Origin of the sequence: Sulfurirhabdus autotrophica (assembly GCF_004346685.1) — a bacterium.
GTDB lineage: Bacteria > Pseudomonadota > Gammaproteobacteria > Burkholderiales > SMCO01 > Sulfurirhabdus > Sulfurirhabdus autotrophica.
Map to the genome: position 1 here is coordinate 1 of NZ_SMCO01000019.1, position 19,602 is coordinate 19,602.

The following is a 19,602-nucleotide window of genomic DNA, read 5'->3' on the forward strand; positions in this document are numbered from 1 at the left end:
AGCAATCACCTGAACGGGTCAAAAGTTACTTTCAGGATATCCACGTAAAATATGCCGCATGAAAAATTCAAACTTCATCTGGCCGGATCAATAGTACATGTAAAAGAATTTGCAGATTTATGTTTGATATAATGATTTGTCTGGACTTCCCATAGTTTCGTAGACGTTTTTCAACTTCGCGTATTCAAAACTGCCGGGAATGAGTTGCCGGTCACAATCGACCCTAACTGGATTTTTCCGCTACCTACGGTGGCCGTCTCTCGGCCTTTGTGGGTATTCACGATAAGACAAAAATGCGGACATGCTCCGAACTGGCCCGGTAGCCATTTAGACTTTCATTCGATTTTTTACGGTTTTCTACATACACGAAATTTCCTTAAAATACAGGGTTACAGCCTGTTTTTTACAGCTAAACATGTTGATAATTTATATTAAAACATGTAAATTAATCTTACTAAAACATGGAGAATATGCGATGGCGCGCCCAAGAATCAGCGCAAGACAACGTCTGGCTCGGGCTCTGAAAGAGTTGCACGATGTCTTGGGGGCAGACCGAGGAGTGGTCCGTGGTCCCCAGATCAGCAATGATACCCGGGTGCTGTTGCTGAAGACAGGCTACTTGAGGGAAATCCTCAAAGGTTGGTATTTCGTATCTGATCCGACGTCAGATGCCGGGGATACGACGCCTTTTTATGCTAACTTCTGGGAATACCTGGCACGCTACCTGAGTGATCGTTTTGGGGCTGACTACTGCCTCACAGCGGAACAATCCTTATTGCGTCACGCGCAGTACAATGTGATCCCGCCTACGGTCAACGTGATGCTGGCTGTCAACCAGAGCCAGGTGCAGGATCTGGCCTTTGGCCATACAGTGGCCCTGTATCCAGGCAAAGGTGGCTTCCCTGCGCCGGCGCATCAATACATGCTGCAGGGCCTGCGATGTATGTCTTTGCCATATTGCCTGGTGAACCTGCCACCCAGGTATTTCACCGCGCACGCACGGGAGGTGCAGATTGCCATGGCACAGATGAATGATCCCGGTGTGCTGGCGGTTTTGGTCGACGTAAATCGCGCCGGCCTCGCCCGGCTGCTATCGGGTTATCGCCAAGTTGGCAGAATTGATTTTGTGGATGCAGTGCTCAACCAGCTGAAAGGGCTGAATATCCAGATCCGCACAGATGATCACCCCTTTGATGCAGAGTCAGTGTATTCACTTGGACGTCCGGGACGGACACCGCTTTACGCTCGTATCCATATGCTATGGATGCAACATCGGGAGGCGGTGCTGACCTGCCGGCCGACAACTGCAATCATCACAGCCTCTCCGGACGAGTACCTTACGCAGGTGCAAGCCGTTCGAGTAGAGGATGCCTATCATAGCTTGTCGATTGAGCGGTATCGTGTAACCCTGGAGCTGATCCGCAAGATTGCCGAGGAGGGCTGGGATCCCCTTAACAACGAGGATGATATGAAGCAAGTGGCCGCCATGGCCGCCAAAGGTTATCTCGACGCCTTCGATCTAGTGAAAGACGATGTGGTGCAGGCTTACACCTCCCGGGAGACCGATACCCTGTTGGGTAGTCGTCTCTTCTCCGAACAGCACCAGGTTTGGTACCAAAAACTGTTTGGTCCTTCAGTGAATGCAGGCATCCTTGAGCGTGCTGACCTAGTGGGGTATCGCCGGCATATGGTGTTTCTACGGGGGTCGCTCCATTCGCCACCCCATTACGACTACGTGCTTGATGGCATGGAAGCCTTGCGTGAATGCTTCAGCCAGGAGCCAGATGCGTACGTACGTGCAGTGCTCGGGCATTGGCTGTTTGGTTTTATCCATCCTTACATGGACGGCAATGGCCGTATGGCTCGTTTCACCATGAATCTGATGCTGGCCTCTGGCGGCTATCCGTGGACCATCATCCGGGTTGAGGATCGGGATCGGTATATGGGTGCGTTGGAATCGGCAAGCGCCTCGGACGACATCACGCCTTTTGCAAAGTTTTTGTCTGAATGTGTGGTTCGGGGCTCAAATTCGACGGCAAATCTCTGAGCGTTGTTGATTGATTAAGGCGTATCTCAGTCTTGAGGAGAGCGTGTCCGCAGTTTAGACGCCCAACGTTCTGCATAACCGGAAAAATAAATCCGCAAAGCGAAGCGGCTTTATTTTGTCCGTGTTTATGAAATGTTAAGCTTTAATCGGTCCAAGTACTCATCCCCAAGTCTACCGCCAAGGGTTCAAGCAATTCACGCTGAAATGGCCAATTTTCGAGAAGTCTCCGTTTTCTATATATGAGCATCCAGTAAATAAATAAGATGGTGCTTTGTTGATAAAAAACATTTTCAGGGTATCGATTTTTGATTGTATCTGGCAAGTAACTGTATTTAGGGTTAGTCAATAGGATTTGTATGTTATCAAAAAGTTTATCATCTATAAACTGTTCATATTCATCCCATATAACTATGGATGATTTTTGAAGGTGGGACTTAATGCCGGTAAGACTTAAATAAAGACCATCGAGCCTTTCAATAACACCATATTCTTGAAGAGGCCCGTAGTTCAGCTGTTTTGTTACAGAAGTAAAAAATTCATCAGTTGTTTCAATTAGCGCCATACTTTTAGCAACAGTACGATGCACTTCAGGTCGTACAGTTTTTTTTGTTTTATAAATTGCATCATGAGTTAACTCGGCATGAGCATGCTGCAAAAGTGTTCTAACTTGAAGTTCACAGGCCGTTGTCGCGGGGACATTAATGCCATGTGTAATTAAATTATCTTTCGGCCTTAAAATGTAGTGAACTGACTGATAGGTAAAAAGAAGGGGGTCCCTCTTTTTATCATCTTCAAAATGTTTGCACTCATCAAAGGTCCATTCGCTATTTCCTTTTACAATTTCGCATATTTCTTTTATGTCCTCCAATAGAAGAACTACAAATCGAGCACCAACTTTATCTTCTATTTGATTATAAGGATCTGAATACTGCTTTCCTGGGCGATAGAATGCTTTATCTACTAAAGAAGAGTCCTCTTTCAAGCGACACTTTGAAGGTATCTTCAAAAAAGTATCGGAATTCTTACCCATTTTTTCTAGTTCATAACATATCGAGTTTACGACATAATTACCCCACGCCTCATAAATAGGCTTATCTAATTTCCACTGATTTATAAATTCTAATTCATTCATTCTTGCTTAATAATTCTGTCCTTGATTATCACCTTCGTCCATTCTGCAGGAGAGCCAGACGCATCAATATCACCATCTATAGATTCAATAATAACAAGATCCTTGAAAACATCGGAAGGAGCGGTAATCTTTACATTGCTACGAAAGTTCACTTTTCTGAATTGCAATTGTTTTTCTATATGTTCTATGTCTTTAGTAAACGCATTATCGGGCAAGCCTGTACTCTTCATATACGCCGTGAACGTGTCTTGAAGATCGATATCATCTAGGTATTTTTCAGCAAAATCAGATGAACTAATTGTAGAAGACGTTTCAACTTTTAGATATGTCGTTAGCGCATTCAAAAGACTGCTCTTCCTTTCCTCTGTAGCGTTCATTTCAGATATAAATAGGCGCGTAGATTCGTAAAATTGTTTTGTAGTTCTAGCACTTGTTTCTGGATAGCCACACCCTAAAAAATCTGAGTAGAAATAATGAGCAGCAGCTTTCCCTTCTGCTTTACTTATTTGGTAGTCAGAAACCATAACTATCCATTTGTCATTTAAATTTTCACTTATTCCATTGTGATCAAATTTCTCAAAAAATCCTGCAGTTTTATACAGCCTGGTCCCAGGAGTTAGTAACAGCTCTTCTACAAACTTTAATGAAATTTCATTTGTTTTTGGATTTATCTCTTTTTCGTATCCGCTATGTACTTCTGCCTTGATAATCCCAAGAAAGCGCTTTGAATGGCTTCCTTGTGTTCCTGAAAAAATAACGACTATTCCACCTGGAATTGATTTTGTTTGCTGCGCCTCAGTAAGTTTTTTTGCTATGTCATAGGAAGATACAGCAAAACCCACGTTATCTTTATCTATAAGTTGATCAACAAGTGTAGGTAAATCATTCGTTTCTTGATTTACAATTTCCATTTGAACCGCTTTCGATCCTTCACCAATCGCATCTTTAACACGTGACTTAAACTCTTGCATCGCACTTTGCTCAAAATTCGTGAACTCATGACTTTGAGTGGGTACTATTTTATTACCATCTGGGTCTCTGCGATATACCTGATGAATTATAATACGATCAACATTAAAGTTAAGTAGATGCATGTGCAATCCTATGTAATTTATATCTATTATTCAAGTTTGCTTTGAGCAGATAAGAGTTTTCTGAACTTGTCGCCTAACGAATAGCGTTTATCTGTCGCCCACCCCAACACAGCAGTAGCCGTGCCGAACTTGCGGCGGATAAACCTTGAACGTAAAGTTAGACTTTTTAGCACATCTCATTTACTTTCCTTGAGCCCGCGCAATAAGTTCTTTTAGATTTACACCAAAACCGAAGAAATTAGGCTTGAGCTCAAGAACAGACCAAGTTTTACTACCAAAAGATTCTTGGGTCTCAAATTTCTGGAGAAATTCAGGATTTCTTGTGCGCGCAAAATCGCTCAAGGCCTCAAAGAAGGCGGCTGTACCGCCAAAACGCTTGTGTGCATCCCGCAACGAGATAAGCAAGCGCATGCTTTTTTCGGTCAAGTTTTCAGGGTGAGAGTCCGTTATGAGTAAAGCTGGAAAAACGTCGTAAAGGGTTTTCACATTTTTGCCAAGGTATCTGTCGCATATTTGCGATGACCATGCTTCTGGCTCAAAACCTTTCGCAATTACAGCTTTTGGCCCAATTCGCCTAGCAAGCTCCATGAAGTTGGTTTCGATTGCTTCGTAGGTCTCATCTTTCCACGAAGAACCGACTACGAAAATATATAGATCGATCTCGTCCTGAATTGGAAGATTGCCGAGATTTGAAAGCGCATAACCCATAGCGAGCCTTTAATGTCTAACGAATAGGATTTTTTCCGTCGTGCGACAGCATGGCGTAAAAAATCTGTTGAACTGAATCGCTGTATTTAAGGCACTGTGCTATGGAAATTGAATGGTGCCGACGGTGCGTGGTGACGGTAAATTCCCTGTTTGGTAAGCGTTGGGCGCACATTTTTTTGATATTTTCCTGGCAAAACGCTCACAGCGAGCTGGCATGAGACTATGGCACAAGCATTATTTTGGGTCAACTTGATCTTGGTCGCAGCCGTACCGGCGAGCGGTGTCTGGCCGTTCGGTAGGACGTAGAATGCTGTAACAGGATAATTGTTCATGGTGGGCTGCGGGATCTCGGGTAAAAGGTTTCCATGAGGCGAAGCCGCTGCTCCCCGCAATGCGGACAGCGTGTGATATCGATGTGGCACACCCTCAGCAGAAAGGTGACTACGCTCTCTGGTTCCAGCTTGGGCGGAGCTGGTTGATCGAGCAGTTGCCGTAACCTGGGGAGCCGGTCGCCCTTATTGCGATTGGCAAGCCAGCCGTAATGGCGGATGCGCATGAAACCTGTCGGCAGCACATGCAGCAGGAAGCGGCGGATGAACTCTTCGGGAGCGAGTGTCATCACTTTGGTTGCGTTATCGTGGGCGTAGTCGCGCCAGCGAAAGCGCACCGCGGTCTCCGAGAGGCTCACCAGCCGCTGATTGCTGATCGCCACCCGGTGCGTATAGCGACCCAGATAGGCAAGCACCTGACGCGGTCCTGCGAATGGGCGCTTGGCATAGACCACCCAGTCAGACTGGCGCAGTTGCGCGACGAATGCAGCAAATGCCCGAGGCGCCTGCAACGCCTGTGTACCACCACCAAAGCGCAGTTGCTCATGAGCGAATGCGTATTCCAGTGCGGCGAGATACTTGCCACGGAACACGCGCGACAGAGCCTTTACCGGAAACAGGAAGCCTGGCCTGGCGAGTCTGAGTGCACCATCGGCGGCGAGTGCGGCGCCTGCCGCCAGCGCATGCACATGCAGGTGTTGTCCGAGATTCTGCCCCCAGGTATGCAGTACCAGCGTGGCGCCCAGTTCCCCACCTAGCCAGCGCGCGTTGTGTCCAAACGCCATCAGCGTCTCGGAGGCAGCCTGGAACAGCGCCGCGTAGATCGTGCGTGGATTCGCCTGTGCCAAGGAGTTCAGTGCATGCGGCAAAGTGAACACCAGGTGGAAGTACGGCACCGGCATTAATTCCGCTGCGCGTGCCGCAACCCAGCGCTCTTTTGCCAGCGTCTGGCATTTCGGGCAATGGCGATTGCGGCAGGAGTTGTAGCTGATGGTTATCGCCCCACAAGCGTCGCACTGGCGCGCGTGCCCACCCAAAGCTGCGGTACGGCACGTCTCAATGGCAGTAATCGCACGCCGCTGTACGGTGGCCATCGGGTGCGATTGCATATAGGTCGCCCCGTGGGCGCGTAACACCTGTGCTAATTCCAGACGCGCATGCGCCTGGCGGCCGTGGGCACAGCCGGCTGACATGATAGGTGGCTCCTAGCGACGGGTTGCTACACGTGCGGCCAACGACTCCAGTGGCGACTGGGTCTGCATAAGGTTACTCTGTGCCAGATGGAAATAACGCATTGTCGTGGACAGTTGGCCATGGCCGAGCAAACGCTGGATGCGATGGAGATCTGTTCCCTCTTCCAGCAGATGTGTGGCAAAGGCATGGCGCAAGCTGTGAATGCCACAGCGCTTGGTGATGCCGGCACGCTGCTTGCAGCGATAGAAGATCTTCTGTGCTGTTTCCGCATTCATCGGCTCGTCTGGTGTGTGCGTGGCAGGGAAGAGCCATATTGCTGGACGCTCGCGCTTCCAATACTTGCGCAACTCGACCAGCAGTTGTTTTGACAGGACCGTGTACCGATCCTTCGCCCCCTTGCCCTGTTCGACACGGATCGTCATCTGATTGGGATCGATATCTGTAATTCTCAAGCGCACCAGTTCGGATACCCGCAGACCAGCAGAGTAGGCAGTCATCAGTAGTAAGCGATGTTTGGGGTGTGTCGCAGCCTCGAACAGGGCAATAATCTCCTCACGCGAGAGCATTTCAGGTAACTTGGATGGTGCGCGGCGGCGCGGAATGATCAATGCCATGCGGTCACGTCGTAGCGTGGTGTAATAAAAGAACTTCAGTCCCTGCACGACGATGTTGCAACTGCTCCAGGCGAGCTTGCGCTCTTCAATCAGATACAGCAGGTAATTTTGGATATCCTGCTCACTCAAGGTGTCAGGACTCTTATGATAGTGCTTCGCCAAACCCTTTACTACATAAAGATAAGACTCGCGCGTACGTGGCGACATTCCACGCAACACCATGTCTTTGTCCATTTGTTCACGTAGTGCACCCATGACTGTCTCCTTGGCTCAATACGGGGAACATACCCCGCATAAACCGTATGACAACCACGGATTGTTGAGTTCCAGCAAAGAGGTCGACGATCATACCCATCAAAGAAAACGCGACGAGCGTCGCGCTTGTACCACCACCGCGAAGCGGTTTAGTTCGAACAGTTATTCATATGACAGATTCGTCCGGACATGTATTGATAATACGGAAACCGGAATCTCTTATTAACCTATTGATGACAAGTAGATTAACCATTTATTATTTAATATTCAAGCACAATCATACGGACAGGCAACCACTGTATATTATCCAGCGGTATCTTTCTCAATTTTCACTTTAAAAGGGAGTAACCTCACGGGGTACACAGACCACAGCAGCACCTGAATCCTCCCGCCTACTTGAACGTGTCACAATCGCTTGTCGGCGACGTCATTTCAGCCCGCGCACAGAAGAGAGTTATCGCTACTGGATCAAGCAGTATATTTATTTTCACGGTAACCGCCATCCTGACACCCTCGGCCAACCGTAAGTCGTTTTGTTTCTGAATCATCTTGCTGTCAAACGCCAAGTAGCCGCTTCAACCCAATCTCAAGCGGGTGCAGCACAGGCACCTTGTGCCAGTGGTATTGACCCGAGATGAAGTTAGAGCAGTTCTGGGCCAGATGCAGGGCACGCCAAAACTGATGGCAGAAATTCTATACGGCGCAGGTTTGAGGGTTACAGAATATCAGTCAATTGGAGTTACCTGACATGGAATAATAAAATCTAAGCAATTTATCACCACTACAATAATCAATAAAAAAGTAGCTCATGGCTGAAATAAAAGAGCTGATAATGGGATGTTCTTGGGTTCTTTGGGTAGATTCGGTAAGCTAGCTCTAGCTTGAGTTTCTTCGCATTCTATTAGATCGCGGTATTTCAGGTATTTTCCACATGTGCTACAGTGTCGGCGTTTAACCTACTTTATATTTACCGGGATACTGGATTTTACTGTGGGTGGTGGTCTTAGAGTGACAGCAAAGTAGTCCTCTATCCCAACGAGGCCTCACTACTTGCAAATGGCTGCTATGTGGAAAGGCTAACTGATAAGCTCAAGGTGTGCATGCCGAGCCTCATTTTGGCCATTTTAGCCGGTCGCCACCTTGCTAACCACGGTCCGCTCAATGCCATGTAATGGACGATCATTCTCAATGAATGCGCAGCTGATACAGATTTTGTTCAAAGGCATGTGTCGTTTGTAGCATATTAAAGGGGCAGCATTAATTTAATGCAAGTCTGTCCACTTGATTAACTCAGTAAAATGGCTGCCCAGCATGAAAAACATGCCAGGTCAAATAGGGTAGTGTGCCGAAATCGCCTTATGTTGTTAATTTAGACAGAATCGGTATAAAGGTGATACCTTCATGCTAGATAACTACAAGAAAAGATTAGCCCCCCTCAAATGGCCAGACTAGAAGACGCAATCAACGAAATACGGAACCAGGACCTTCGAAACCGGGTGCAGGAAGAAGTCAGGAAACTCAAATCCGACAAGAAGTTCGGTCTTGTATTCGAAGAGCACACGCCTGAAGTCGTTCCGCTCTATTCCGCTCCTATCAAGAAAGGGGCGCGGGTTGCTTTGAAGTCTGGCCCCCTCAGCGAAGTCTATCGGGTGGTAAAAGTCGGCCGGGAAAAAGTCACATGCATCCGCGATGGTGAGCAAACAGACGAGGAACAGACCTTCGGCAAATCCGAGGTAATAGCCGTCAAGCGCTTCGGGGAGCCCATATATCCAACTCTTGTTCCGGTGGACCGAGTCGAGCGTGCACCAGGTAAAGCAAGCCACACACTTATCGAGGCCGACAACTACCACGCCCTCCAGTTGCTGGAATATCTGTATGCCGGCCAGGTAGATTGCATCTACATTGACCCGCCTTACAACACGGGAGCAAGGGACTGGAAATACAACAACGACTATGTGGACAGTAATGATGGCTGGCGGCATAGCAAGTGGCTGGCCTTCATGGAAAAGCGAATTTCGCTATGTATGAGGTTACTAAAATCTACTGGCATTCTCGTTATCACTATTGATGACTATGAATTCCATCACCTCAGGTGCTTACTTGAATCACCCCAGTTCGGTGAAATAGTTGATTTAGGCATCGCCTGCATCAGGAACAACCCCGGTGGCCGTGCAACACAAAATGGCATGGCGGTTAACCACGAATATGCCCTTTTTATGGGCCGAAGTGGAGAGGCAAGCATAGGTCGTCTGCCAAGAACTGCAGAGCAACTTTCGAGATACAACTTGGGCGATAATGAGGGCCCGTTTGAATGGGTCAATTTTAGAAAACATGGTGCTGACTCAGAAAGAGAAGATAGGCCAAAACAGTTTTATCCAATCTATGTATCTGGATGTTCCATTCGGATACCCAAGATGGTCTGGGATGAGAAATGCAAATCTTGGGTAAATATAGAAGCACCTCGAAAATCTGAAATTGCCGTTTGGCCTATTGGCCAGCGAGGTGAAGAAAAAGCGTGGAGTTGGGGCTCTGAGCGTGTCAGTTCAGATGTAAGCCAATTAGAAGCACGGGCTACCAAAAGCAAGGGTGTTCAAGTTTACGTTAAATCCAGAGTTCCCATCGACGAGGGGCGACTTCCAGGAACTTGGTGGGACAGTACGCTATATTCGTCTAACGAAAGTGGGACTAAGGTTCTGCAAAAAATATTTGACGCCACAAACCCATTTGATTTTCCGAAAAGTCTATATGCAGTGAAGGACTGCTTACGCGCGGCAGGTCTTGACCGCAAGAAAAATGCGCTTATCCTAGACTTCTTTGCTGGCAGCGGCACCACTCTCAACGCCGTCAACCTACTCAACGCCGCCGATGGTGGCCAGCGGCGTTGCATCCTCGTCACCAACAACGAGGCGTCCGACAAAGAAACGCTAGCTCTCACCACTCAAGGCTTCCAACCGGGGCAGGACGAATGGGAGCGGCATGGTATTTGCCGCTCGGTGACCTGGCCCCGCAATAAATTCACCATTAACGGCCAACGCGATGACGGCACCCCGCTTCCCGGCGAGTATCTAACTGGACGCCCCATTACCAAAGAGAAGACTAGGAACATCCATCAGTTGAGTTTTGCAAATGGACAATCTCTTACTGTGGCCCAGCGCAAGCATGTCGCCAAACTGGTTTCCGGCGTCACGCAGTCAAGAATTACTGCCAATGCCTGGTTCCTAGACGACGACACTCCAGCGTCCATCCTTTGGGACATTACCCAGGCTGATACCTATTTGGAAGTCATCGAAGAGACCGTGCACCTTACCGATTTCTACGTGGTTACCACAGACACCCGGGGATTCAACGCCCTCAAGCCCAAAATAACCGCCGCCCTGCCGCCGATATTGGTCGAGGAAGAAGAGAAGCGTCCCCTAGCAGATGGTTTCGAGGCCAATTTGCAATATTTCAAGCTGGATTTTCTCGACCCGTTATCAGTTGAACTTGGGCGCGAGTTTTCCCGGCTTTTGCCTACACTTTGGATGATGGCCGGATGCCAGGGGCCACTCCCCTCTGCGACCGGCGAAGGGCCATACATCCTACCGACAGGAAATCCCTTTGCTGTGCTGCTGGAAGAAACCCAATTTGCAGATTTTGAGCAGGCATTGGCCCAACGGAGCGACATCACGCATGTTTTTCTGGTGACTGACAGCGCAGACGCCTTTTACGCCATGAAAGCCGAGTTGCCACATGCCCATGTGGTGCAGCTCTACAAAAACTATCTGGACAACTTCCGGATTAACACGGGAGAACGACAGTCATGAATCTGGCCCTGATTGATTTCCAGAAGGAATACGTCGCCGAGCTGCTGACGAAACTTCTCAAAGCCAAGCGCAACGTGCGGGAAGGAGACTTGGAAGCCGTTCTACTTTCTGCTCCTACCGGGTCCGGAAAAACCGTGATGATGACCGCCGTTGCTGAGCACATTTTATTTGGAGCGAAGGACTTTGAGCCGGAACCCGAGGCCGTGTTGCTTTGGTTGTCCGACCAGCCGGAACTGAACGAGCAATCCCGGAACCGCATTCTCTCAGCTTCCTCCATGCTGCGAGCCCACCAGCTTGTGGTGGTTGGACCGGACTTTGACCGGGAGACCCTGGAAGGCGGTAAGGTGTATTTCCTGAACACCCAGAAACTGGGCCGTGACAAGAACCTGACGACCAAAGGGGATAAGCGCACCTGGACGATGTGGGAAACCATCCGAAACACCGCCAAGAAGCTTGGCGGCCAATTCTATGTGGTGATTGATGAGGCCCATCGCGGCATGAACCAAGGCCCTATCCAGGAGCGGGACGCCCAAACCGTCATGCAAAAGTTCTTGCTGGGCTCGCCGGGGGAGCTGGAGCCCATGCCTATCGTGCTGGGCGTTACCGCAACCCCCGAGCGCTTTGAACGGCTAATCGGACGCAGCGACCGGCGCATGTATAAGGTCCTAGTGGACGTGGACAAGGTGCGTAATTCCGGCCTGCTGAAAGACCGGCTCGCCGTGCGCATCCCCGAGGACGACCAACCAAATGACTGGTCCCTGTTGGCAGCAGCAGTTCAGCGCTGGAAGGTCATGCGAGACGCTTGGAGGGATTATTGCCTGGCGCAGCAACTGGAAGTGGTGTCCCCCATCATGGTGATTCAAGTTGCCGATGGCAGCGGTGAACGTCTAACGGCCACGGACTTGGAAATTGCCGTTCGGACCATTGAAAGCGAAGTGGGTGCCTTAGACGATTTGGACCTGGCGCACGCTTTTATGGAGGAAAAGGAAATCTCAACGTCAGGGCATCGGATTCGGCGGCTGGACGCTTCCAAAATTAGCGCCGACCCGGACGTGAAGTTCGTCTTTTTCAAAATGGCCTTAACCACCGGCTGGGACTGTCCAAGGGCAGAGGTCATGATGTCGTTCCGGCCGGCCCAGGATGCCACATACATTGCCCAGCTTATCGGCCGCATGGTGCGCACACCGTTGGCGCGTCGCATCGAAGGCAGCGAAACGCTGAATGAGGTTCACCTTTATCTGCCCTATTTCGACCGGGAAAACCTGGACCGCGTCATCCAGAAGCTAAAAGGCGATCCGGAAACAGTCCCTGCCACCGAAGTCACCTTGGGGTCCGACCTGGTGGAACTGGGGCTTCCGCCGGCCCCAGTGGTAATAACCGAGGTGGATTCTGGAACAGTGCCGAGCACTACGGCAGCACCATCCGAACCCCCTGTACCAGCAATCCCCCTTGCTCCTTCTACGACAGCTACCAGCACAGAAGAACCACCTGCCGATGAATCGGCCGCTCCCTCCCTAGAAACGTCGGAAGCCGTTACCACGGCAGAAGTTGAAACGGCCGCCGAGCTCGAGCCTCCGGCTCCATCTCCACTCTTGGCGGCCCATCTTGCCATTCATGGTCTACCAACCTACACCTTCAGCCAAGGGAAGAAGCTTCCAGATTTCCGTCGGTTGCTGAAGTTCGCTCAGCTTCTGTCCATCCTGCATGGTGTCGATGCAGAAGCCCTGCCAGGGGTGAAAAAACTCGTCGTTGACACCCTGACGGCCCAGCGGGATGCCCTGCTGATATCCGATGCCGACTTCAAATCCGCCCTGGAAGGCTTGGCCGTCATTACTATCAAGCCAATAGTGGTGGACCACAGAACCTTCGAAATCACCGCCGGAGAGGAAGAATCTATCGAGGTTACAGAACAAAACGTGGAAGACCTGTTCCGGCAGTGCAAACAGCGCTTGAGTGACGACCTTTGTTTGGCCTACCTGAAGCAGAACCACCACGACGAAGAGCCACACCGCGCCAAACTGGAACTGTATCTACTGCTCCAGCAGGCGTCCATATGGCAGGCACTCGACACTGCGGCTAAAGACCGCCTTCAGTCACTTAAGACCAAGAACATGAGTGCCATACGAGGTTTGCCAAGCAATAAACGTCAACGCTATGATGAAGTGTGGGCGACGGCCCGTGTGCCTGAGGCTGGCTATCTGGAACTCCCTGATGTGGTCAATTTGCCTGTCTGCAAAGAATGCTCTGCGTATGACAAACACCTATTTCAAGAAGCTGACGGCAAGTTCCGCGCAGATTTTAACGGGTGGGAAAAACCTATAATTAACTCCGAGATTCCCGATTGTGTAGCGTGGCTTCGCAATGTGCCTAAAAAGCCATGGGCGCTTTGTTACCCCTACCGGATGGGCGGCGAATGGAAACCCGGCTACCCAGATTTCCTGGTTGTGCGCAAGGATGGAGATGGGCTGGTGGTGGATATTTTGGAGCCGCACGCCGGGAACCAGGCAGATGCCTGGTATAAGGCCCAAGGCTTGGCAGAGTTTGCCGACAGGCACGGCACGCACTTCGGCCGCATCGAAATGGAACGTGTGGATGGAACGAAGATTACCCGTCTGGACTTTAACGACCCTTCAATTCGAGCCCGAGGAATGACACTCGCCAACCATCAGGAACTCGACAATCTATTTCGGGACGCGGGTGTTTCGTCTTAGCCCACCGCAGTAGGCCTGAAAGGCCAGAATGCATGAGGGAACGAGACGAACCACAATACAGTTCGGAAGGTGAATTGTTTTCCGCTATTCTTTCGTCATAAGCTTGCAAATATTTCGCAATGCCTCCTTCACGCCATCATTCAAAATGTGGGTATAGCGCTCAAGCATCTGCACCAAGGGTAAGCTTTTCATACGTGCCACCAACCGTGAAGCGGCTTCATGTTGCAAGTCGTGAAAGTTGAAACCATTAAATCCAAGGGTTAGGTCCGTGGACTTGTTTCTCACAATTTTCCTCAAAAGTTTGCAAAATCCTGGGGCATGTCTAGATATGTACCCATCTTGTTCACATAATCAAAGAAACAAAGGATCGGATTGATTTGTTAGACTACTTTAAAGTTAGAATTATTTCTTAATATTCTCTGATGAATGACCGTTGTTATCCATCATGCGCGTTGCCTCCAAATGCAGACGTGAGCAAAATTAAACATTTGAGAATTAATTGCCAATTCGTAATCACACAATTCACATCATGATCTTTGATGAAATATGTTTGGTTCATGGTTGATTTCATCTCTCTTTCCCTTATGTATTTTATTTTACATTTTCTGAGGTTACCCCTGCATTGAGTTTTACTAATATTCATACAAACACTTACCTTCAGACAAAAATGCCCTGAAATGTATATTTCAGGGCATTTGTTATTTAATTTTGTTTCCTAAGGGTTTATACTGGCCACCATGAAACAAGGGAAAGCACCATACATTCCAGTCGAGGTACTTGAACGCACGCTGGCAGCCCAGTCTGGCTACCATGCGCCACGCAATCGAGCGGTCCTGCTCCTCTCCCATTACCTTGGTCTTCGTGCTAAAGAATTATCATTGCTGACAATTGGTGATGTTTTTGATCCGCATTCTGGTTCGGTCAAGGAAACGATTAGATTACTGGCTAGCATGACAAAGGGAGAGCGCTTCCGCGAAGTGTTCCTGGTCAATGAACAATCTCGTGAAAATGTACGTTTGTATTTACTCAGTAGAGGGATTCGTCACCTTGCTGCTCCCCTCTTTTTATCACAAAAAGGAGGCCAGTTTTCAGCCAATACTATGCAGCGACTTATTGCAAATATTTATAAAACAGCCAATGTAAAAGCATCTTCACATTCCGGAAGACGATCTTTTGCTACACGATTAATTGAAAGTGGCGCTGACATTTATTCGGTCAAAGAGCTGTTAGGACATTCCTCTATTGTCACCACCCAAGCTTATTTTGCCACCTCGCCTGAACGTCTGAAACGTATAGCTGGCGTGCTACGCTGATTATTTAATTCCTTTTAAACCTGCTTTATTTGCTAGCATGATAGCTTGATATCAATATATCATGACAGCTAGCTTGCTAGCTATAAAGCTATAATGCTTTGTAGTTTGATATGCAGCTATAAAGAAATAATGCAAGCAAGCTTACTAGTTTGCTTTAATGCAAACTATATAACTTGCTTACTTGTCTTAATGAAGGCTTGCATGCTATAAAGCTAAATAGCTTGTTTTATAGTTGGATTACGAACAGAGGTAAACCATGATTTACTTGGTTGGAAATACGAAAGGTGGGGTAGGTAAATCTACGCTTGCCGTTAATTTAGCTGCGTGGTTGTCAAAGACTGGCAAAACATTACTTGTTGATGCAGATCCTCAAATCACATCGTATTCATGGTCAGTTTGGAGAAAAGAGCAGGATGTTTCTGGCGATTTGACCGTTGAACGATTCCTGAATGAAGATGTTCCTGTCGAGGTTGCTGCAAGACTGTCCGAGTACCAGGATATCGTGATAGATGCAGGCGGAAAGGACAATCCAGGCCTACGTTACGCCATGCAAATGGCAGAGCGCCTTATCATACCTTTGTCCGATTCGAGCTTCGATAGTGCCGCATTTACGTTTATGAAGGCACTTATTGATGCCACACAAGTCACCAACAAAAATCTCGATGTAATCGCGGTCATTGCGAGAGTGGATACCCGAAGAAAGGCGCCCAAGGATTTACGTGAATTCATCCTGGGCAAAGGCATACGCGTCGCTGAGACGCAGATTCCAGAGCGCGTTGCCATCAAGGACGCATGTGACAATGGACTTGCAGCATTTGAACGCAGGCTATCAAGCCCAGAAGCGCGGGTATTTGAAAATCTGTTTGCTGAGATAATAGGGGATTGATATGGCTATTCGTGACACACCAAAACTTGAAGATGTACTCCCACCAGAAGCAATTGCCTTTGCTGAAGCTGCGAGCTTAAGAAAAGAGAAACCGCCAACACAGACAGCATCCATCGATGTATCAGAAAAGTACACGCCACAAGAGGGTAAAGTGGCAGCACCATTGCGACTCGCGCCGTCAGTCCAACAACGCATTCGCCGGCTTATCTTTATTCAGTCGGAAAGGGGAGGGCGCAGAGTAACCGCGCAAGACTTTATGGAGTCGGCTATTCTGGATCGCCTAGAACGCGAAGAAAAGAAGTTGTGATAAGTGACAAAAAGGTGGTGAAGTTAGTATGCACTAACCCAATAGTGACAAATAGGTGGTGGAGTTAGTAGGTACTGACGCAGAAGTGACAAAAAGGTGGTGAGGTTAGTGGTCGCTTACTTAAAGGTGACAAAAAGGTGGCATCAAAACCTACAATGTCAGTGGCTGCAGGCGGTCAGACTATAAATCTAACTTACCTTGAGCCGCTTCTTTAAATTTAAACTCTAAGGTCTTGACGCTACGGCCTTCTGTGATTGCCCGCCACTCTATCTCAAGGTTTGACTTCAATCTTAACTCTTCTACCGCCGGCCTGATTACCCTTCTTGCCATATCCGTATAGCGTGTATAAGGCGCTTCAAGCATATTGGTTAAATCCTCCAGATGAATACGTAAAATTCCCGTATCCTGGAACTGTGCAAACAACTCAAATAGCCGAATGCTATAAACGCTTCTAAGTCCTGACACCATACTTAATTTATACGACGTAAACTTGTCACGCAGCAGCGTGATAAACGGCAATACGTCGAGTGAAAAGGTCAAACTAACCCAGCCTTCACCATCGTGATATTCCGATTTTGATACCCATCGCATTTTTGAGACTTTTTTACCATCAATCTCAGTGATCTTGCGCTCAAATAACTCATTGGACGCTTCTCTAAGCTCTTCATAAGCCTTTTTAGGACTGATTCCCCACACTTCAGCAAAGTCTATAGCAGATATTCTCACTTTCATCTGATCATGTTTTGGATTAGGATGGGAGCCAATCTTACGTGAATCAAGCTTTGAGATAGCCAGTAGAACAAGGCGTTGTTCTTGCAGTGTTAATTTGTAACTGGCACGAACTAAGGAATTGGATTTACTAACTAGATTATCTAGCTGTTTAGATTTGCTGACAATATCTTCAGCAAGAGTTGGGATATTCAATTCCTGGGTCATAAGTGACTGCCATAATGAAGTGTCACCCATTATAGAGGTGGTTTATCTGTTGCCGCAATAACCACCTTTTTGTCACCTTTGGGGCATCACAACTAATGACCACCTTTTTGTCACCATGTGACACAAACCATTTTACCCAACAATAGCAAGCATTACGCCATATCTGGCTATAATGAAAAGCAATTCAAAATAACAAACAGTCCAAAAATTGAAAATTTGCAGATCAATTACACAACCCAATTGTATCTATAAACTAAACACATCGTCACAACGACTGTGGATAAATACCACCTTTTTGTCACTCAAACCTGTGGATTACACCACCCATCAGTCACCGTTAGCATCCTGGTTGTCACCATTGACCACCTTTTTGTACACCTAAACCACCTTTTTGTCCCTTGTGTGAATTTCAAAACCGTTCTAAACCCGCACCAGCAGTAGGATTCAAAAAAATAGTTTGTCGCTATAAACAAGTATTAAAAACAGGTATAAACAATATAAAAATACAAACCACCTTTTTGTCACCCATGCGATTTTTAAAACGTATAACCCAAATATTTAAATATGACGGGGCAACCTACGGTTTCCCCCACCTACGGCGGCTCCCCTTTCCCTTAAACTAATGAACCGGCTTGCCGGTTATATTTTTATTAAAACCACCAAAGATTTAAACAATAGCAATATAACCAGTCTAGGCTGCTATGCCGATAAAACTGGCATAACAACCAAGACCCGCACAAATCACCCTCAGTGCGCCGCTACGCGACACCCTGACGGCTCAGGCGGGCACGTGTGCGTGCTGGTTAATAACATTATTCTATAAATTAACCATCCAATTCGTTTTTAATATAAGGGGGTTTTCTTCAATGACTTCAAATAACCAACAGACGCGGTTTTAACAGGCCGTTAAGGCTTAATTTAATTATTCCTATGAATGGGCATACTGAATATGAAAAGAAGAGCCGTAAGTGGCATTTAAACAAGCCTGTTTTATAGAACGCATACCCCGTTTACCTATGTGCCAGATGAAACAGGGCTATCGTGCATTATATAAAATACGCAATACAGAGAAAAACTATTTTCTATACACTGACGGGCAGGCCATAAAGCGCAACTTTTCGGCTTCTTGGAGGCGGGTTAATCAGCTAGTTAAGGTGTGTTACGTGAGGTAACAAAAGTTAAGGTGTGTATATGACATCTTCACGGCGGCAGCTAAGTGTTATATGTACCAAGCGGTAGATACAGGGTCATCGGATTATCACGACATGCCGTAAATCCATAATGCTCGTAGAACGCCTTAGCTTTCTCTCCCTTCGCGTCGACCACAAGCGCATACGCGGCCACATGATTGCGGGCCTCCAGGCACCGCGCTACCGCACAGCCAACCAGGATCCGCCCCAGTCCTTGGCCATGATGAGCCGAATGTGCCGCCAAACGCCCCATACGAAAGCAAGGAACCGGATAGCGTGGTAATTTTTGCTGTGTATGCTCATCCAGCTGGATAGCATCGATTTGAGCAGCACTCAAACAGTAGTAACCCAATATGGTACCGGGGTTGTCGGTGTCGACCAATACCCGAACGACGGTAACGCCTTTCTTACTCTGCTGAACCGCAAAGCGCCGAAGATACTCATCTAGATCGCCAACACCAGAGGTGAATGCCTGTCGGTCATGGCGGCTTGGATCGAGAAATTGTTCTTCAAGCACGCTTTACACCGTGTGCGGCATTCATCGCGTTTTGCAAAGCTTCATTGGGCGTAAATGTCCCATTGAGTGCGGCTGTGAATGCGTGGAAATCCAGTGCTGTCATCGTGACGCGAGACTCACGATCCAATAGTTCGTGCGCTTTTTCTTTAACTGCCGTGCGAACGAACGCAGCCATCGTAGTACCCATTAAGGCAGCGGCACGAGAAACAAGTTCTTTTTCTTCTGCGTCCATTTTTAAATCAAATCGGGCAACGGCTGACATGATAATCTCCTTAATTTACGGTATATAACCGTATACGGCAATTTACCGTAATAAATATTGGCTGGCAAGTATAATATGGGTGCACTTAAAATTGGTCTGGTGCTGACCAATATATGTTGAATCCCACCAAAATACGCCTGGCCATGGATCAACAGGGGGCGATGATTATTAGTAAACTTTTCAAGAAATTAAGTTATCTCCGATAAACCCGGAGATTTATTGTTTTTGCGCCTCAAAGACACATTGGTGTATACCAGGTGCACTCAGATGTATCATCAATCTAAGTGTGAAACTCAGGAATTTT

Annotated in this window: 18 protein-coding genes; 7 read left to right on the forward strand and 11 right to left on the reverse strand. The window is 47.8% G+C overall.

Translation table 11 applies throughout. From position 1 onward, the window contains the following. Positions 1 to 415 precede the first annotated feature (415 nt). Complete coding sequence (locus EDC63_RS14765; RefSeq protein WP_124944882.1) at positions 416 to 2,047, forward strand: Fic family protein; 1,632 nt, start codon at positions 416 to 418, stop codon at positions 2,045 to 2,047. A gap of 142 nt (positions 2,048 to 2,189) precedes the next feature. Here the strand turns inward: EDC63_RS14765 and EDC63_RS14770 are convergent, their stop codons facing one another. From EDC63_RS14770 to EDC63_RS14795, 7 genes are all read right to left on the reverse strand, one after another. Further along, the gene (locus tag EDC63_RS14770) at positions 2,190 to 3,179 is read right to left on the reverse strand and encodes a GTP pyrophosphokinase (RefSeq protein ID WP_124944883.1); all 990 of its coding nucleotides are present in this window, start codon (positions 3,177 to 3,179) and stop codon (positions 2,190 to 2,192) included. After that, positions 3,176 to 4,273: a nucleoid-associated protein gene (locus EDC63_RS14775; protein WP_124944884.1), complete on the reverse strand. Its 1,098-nt coding sequence runs from the start codon at positions 4,271 to 4,273 to the stop codon at positions 3,176 to 3,178. The genes EDC63_RS14770 and EDC63_RS14775 overlap by 4 nt, the downstream gene beginning before the upstream one ends. Before the next feature lie 26 nt (positions 4,274 to 4,299). Next, entirely contained in the window at positions 4,300 to 4,446 is a 147-nt protein-coding gene (locus tag EDC63_RS18580; RefSeq protein ID WP_165923008.1) for a hypothetical protein, read from the reverse strand. Between the two features lie 7 nt (positions 4,447 to 4,453). Then, positions 4,454 to 4,981, reverse strand: coding sequence for a hypothetical protein (locus tag EDC63_RS14780; RefSeq protein WP_124944885.1), 528 nt, complete (start codon positions 4,979 to 4,981; stop codon positions 4,454 to 4,456). Positions 4,982 to 5,067: 86 nt separating this feature from the next. Next, positions 5,068 to 5,313: a hypothetical protein gene (locus EDC63_RS14785; RefSeq protein ID WP_124944886.1), complete on the reverse strand. Its 246-nt coding sequence runs from the start codon at positions 5,311 to 5,313 to the stop codon at positions 5,068 to 5,070. After that, a complete protein-coding gene (locus tag EDC63_RS14790; RefSeq protein ID WP_124944887.1) occupies positions 5,310 to 6,503 on the reverse strand; it encodes an IS91 family transposase in 1,194 nt (397 codons plus the stop codon). Before EDC63_RS14790 ends, EDC63_RS14785 begins: the two co-directional genes overlap by 4 nt. Before the next feature lie 12 nt (positions 6,504 to 6,515). Continuing rightward, on the reverse strand, positions 6,516 to 7,373 hold the full coding sequence (locus tag EDC63_RS14795; RefSeq protein ID WP_124944888.1) for a tyrosine-type recombinase/integrase: 858 nt from the start codon (positions 7,371 to 7,373) through the stop codon (positions 6,516 to 6,518). Positions 7,374 to 7,783: 410 nt separating this feature from the next. On the opposite strand from EDC63_RS14795, the gene EDC63_RS18855 reads away from it, so the two are divergent. The 3 genes from EDC63_RS18855 to EDC63_RS14810 all read left to right on the forward strand — a co-directional run bounded on the left by EDC63_RS18855 (position 7,784) and on the right by EDC63_RS14810 (position 13,887). Then, positions 7,784 to 7,900, forward strand: a complete 117-nt coding sequence (locus EDC63_RS18855) for a phage integrase N-terminal SAM-like domain-containing protein (protein ID WP_223248146.1) — start codon at positions 7,784 to 7,786, stop codon at positions 7,898 to 7,900. A 912-nt stretch (positions 7,901 to 8,812) separates the two neighbouring features. Then, a complete protein-coding gene (locus EDC63_RS14805; RefSeq protein WP_124944889.1) occupies positions 8,813 to 11,176 on the forward strand; it encodes a site-specific DNA-methyltransferase in 2,364 nt (787 codons plus the stop codon). Further along, the gene (locus tag EDC63_RS14810; protein WP_124944890.1) at positions 11,173 to 13,887 is read left to right on the forward strand and encodes a DEAD/DEAH box helicase family protein; all 2,715 of its coding nucleotides are present in this window, start codon (positions 11,173 to 11,175) and stop codon (positions 13,885 to 13,887) included. Before EDC63_RS14805 ends, EDC63_RS14810 begins: the two co-directional genes overlap by 4 nt. 84 nt (positions 13,888 to 13,971) lie before the next feature. On the opposite strand, the gene EDC63_RS14815 is transcribed toward EDC63_RS14810, so the two are convergent. After that, a complete protein-coding gene (locus EDC63_RS14815; protein ID WP_124944891.1) occupies positions 13,972 to 14,172 on the reverse strand; it encodes a site-specific integrase in 201 nt (66 codons plus the stop codon). Between the two features lie 452 nt (positions 14,173 to 14,624). Here EDC63_RS14815 and EDC63_RS14820 point away from each other — a divergent pair, with 452 nt between their 5' ends. The 3 genes from EDC63_RS14820 to EDC63_RS14830 all read left to right on the forward strand — a co-directional run bounded on the left by EDC63_RS14820 (position 14,625) and on the right by EDC63_RS14830 (position 16,393). Beyond that, positions 14,625 to 15,200 carry a tyrosine-type recombinase/integrase gene (locus tag EDC63_RS14820; RefSeq protein WP_124944892.1) on the forward strand — a complete coding sequence of 192 codons (576 nt, stop codon included), beginning with the start codon at positions 14,625 to 14,627 and terminating at the stop codon, positions 15,198 to 15,200. A gap of 256 nt (positions 15,201 to 15,456) precedes the next feature. After that, positions 15,457 to 16,086, forward strand: a complete 630-nt coding sequence (locus EDC63_RS14825) for a ParA family protein (RefSeq protein WP_124944893.1) — start codon at positions 15,457 to 15,459, stop codon at positions 16,084 to 16,086. A gap of 1 nt (position 16,087) precedes the next feature. Next, a complete protein-coding gene (locus tag EDC63_RS14830; RefSeq protein ID WP_124944894.1) occupies positions 16,088 to 16,393 on the forward strand; it encodes a hypothetical protein in 306 nt (101 codons plus the stop codon). A gap of 180 nt (positions 16,394 to 16,573) precedes the next feature. On the opposite strand, the gene EDC63_RS14835 is transcribed toward EDC63_RS14830, so the two are convergent. The 3 genes from EDC63_RS14835 to EDC63_RS14845 form a co-directional block, all read right to left on the reverse strand. Continuing rightward, a complete protein-coding gene (locus EDC63_RS14835; RefSeq protein WP_165923009.1) occupies positions 16,574 to 17,329 on the reverse strand; it encodes a replication initiation protein in 756 nt (251 codons plus the stop codon). A 1,212-nt stretch (positions 17,330 to 18,541) separates the two neighbouring features. Further along, on the reverse strand, positions 18,542 to 19,036 hold the full coding sequence (locus tag EDC63_RS14840; RefSeq protein WP_124944896.1) for a GNAT family N-acetyltransferase: 495 nt from the start codon (positions 19,034 to 19,036) through the stop codon (positions 18,542 to 18,544). After that, positions 19,029 to 19,298, reverse strand: coding sequence for a type II toxin-antitoxin system TacA family antitoxin (locus EDC63_RS14845; protein WP_124944897.1), 270 nt, complete (start codon positions 19,296 to 19,298; stop codon positions 19,029 to 19,031). The genes EDC63_RS14840 and EDC63_RS14845 overlap by 8 nt, the downstream gene beginning before the upstream one ends. Between the last annotated feature and the right edge of the window lie 304 nt (positions 19,299 to 19,602).

What these genes read in the sequence shown, in the direction of transcription:
- EDC63_RS14805 (WP_124944889.1), top strand. Translation starts at nt 8,813, where the DNA reads ATGGCCAGACTAGAAGACGCAATCAACGAAATACGGAACCAGGACCTT.
- EDC63_RS14775 (WP_124944884.1), bottom strand. Translation starts at nt 4,273, where the DNA reads ATGCATCTACTTAACTTTAATGTTGATCGTATTATAATTCATCAGGTA.
- EDC63_RS14765 (WP_124944882.1), top strand. Translation starts at nt 416, where the DNA reads ATGTTGATAATTTATATTAAAACATGTAAATTAATCTTACTAAAACAT.
- EDC63_RS14830 (WP_124944894.1), top strand. Translation starts at nt 16,088, where the DNA reads ATGGCTATTCGTGACACACCAAAACTTGAAGATGTACTCCCACCAGAA.
- EDC63_RS14820 (WP_124944892.1), top strand. Translation starts at nt 14,625, where the DNA reads ATGAAACAAGGGAAAGCACCATACATTCCAGTCGAGGTACTTGAACGC.
- EDC63_RS14825 (WP_124944893.1), top strand. Translation starts at nt 15,457, where the DNA reads ATGATTTACTTGGTTGGAAATACGAAAGGTGGGGTAGGTAAATCTACG.
- EDC63_RS14770 (WP_124944883.1), bottom strand. Translation starts at nt 3,179, where the DNA reads ATGAATGAATTAGAATTTATAAATCAGTGGAAATTAGATAAGCCTATT.
- EDC63_RS14845 (WP_124944897.1), bottom strand. Translation starts at nt 19,298, where the DNA reads ATGTCAGCCGTTGCCCGATTTGATTTAAAAATGGACGCAGAAGAAAAA.
- EDC63_RS14835 (WP_165923009.1), bottom strand. Translation starts at nt 17,329, where the DNA reads ATGACCCAGGAATTGAATATCCCAACTCTTGCTGAAGATATTGTCAGC.
- EDC63_RS14790 (WP_124944887.1), bottom strand. Translation starts at nt 6,503, where the DNA reads ATGTCAGCCGGCTGTGCCCACGGCCGCCAGGCGCATGCGCGTCTGGAA.
- EDC63_RS14785 (WP_124944886.1), bottom strand. Translation starts at nt 5,313, where the DNA reads ATGAACAATTATCCTGTTACAGCATTCTACGTCCTACCGAACGGCCAG.
- EDC63_RS14810 (WP_124944890.1), top strand. Translation starts at nt 11,173, where the DNA reads ATGAATCTGGCCCTGATTGATTTCCAGAAGGAATACGTCGCCGAGCTG.
- EDC63_RS14780 (WP_124944885.1), bottom strand. Translation starts at nt 4,981, where the DNA reads ATGGGTTATGCGCTTTCAAATCTCGGCAATCTTCCAATTCAGGACGAG.
- EDC63_RS14795 (WP_124944888.1), bottom strand. Translation starts at nt 7,373, where the DNA reads ATGGGTGCACTACGTGAACAAATGGACAAAGACATGGTGTTGCGTGGA.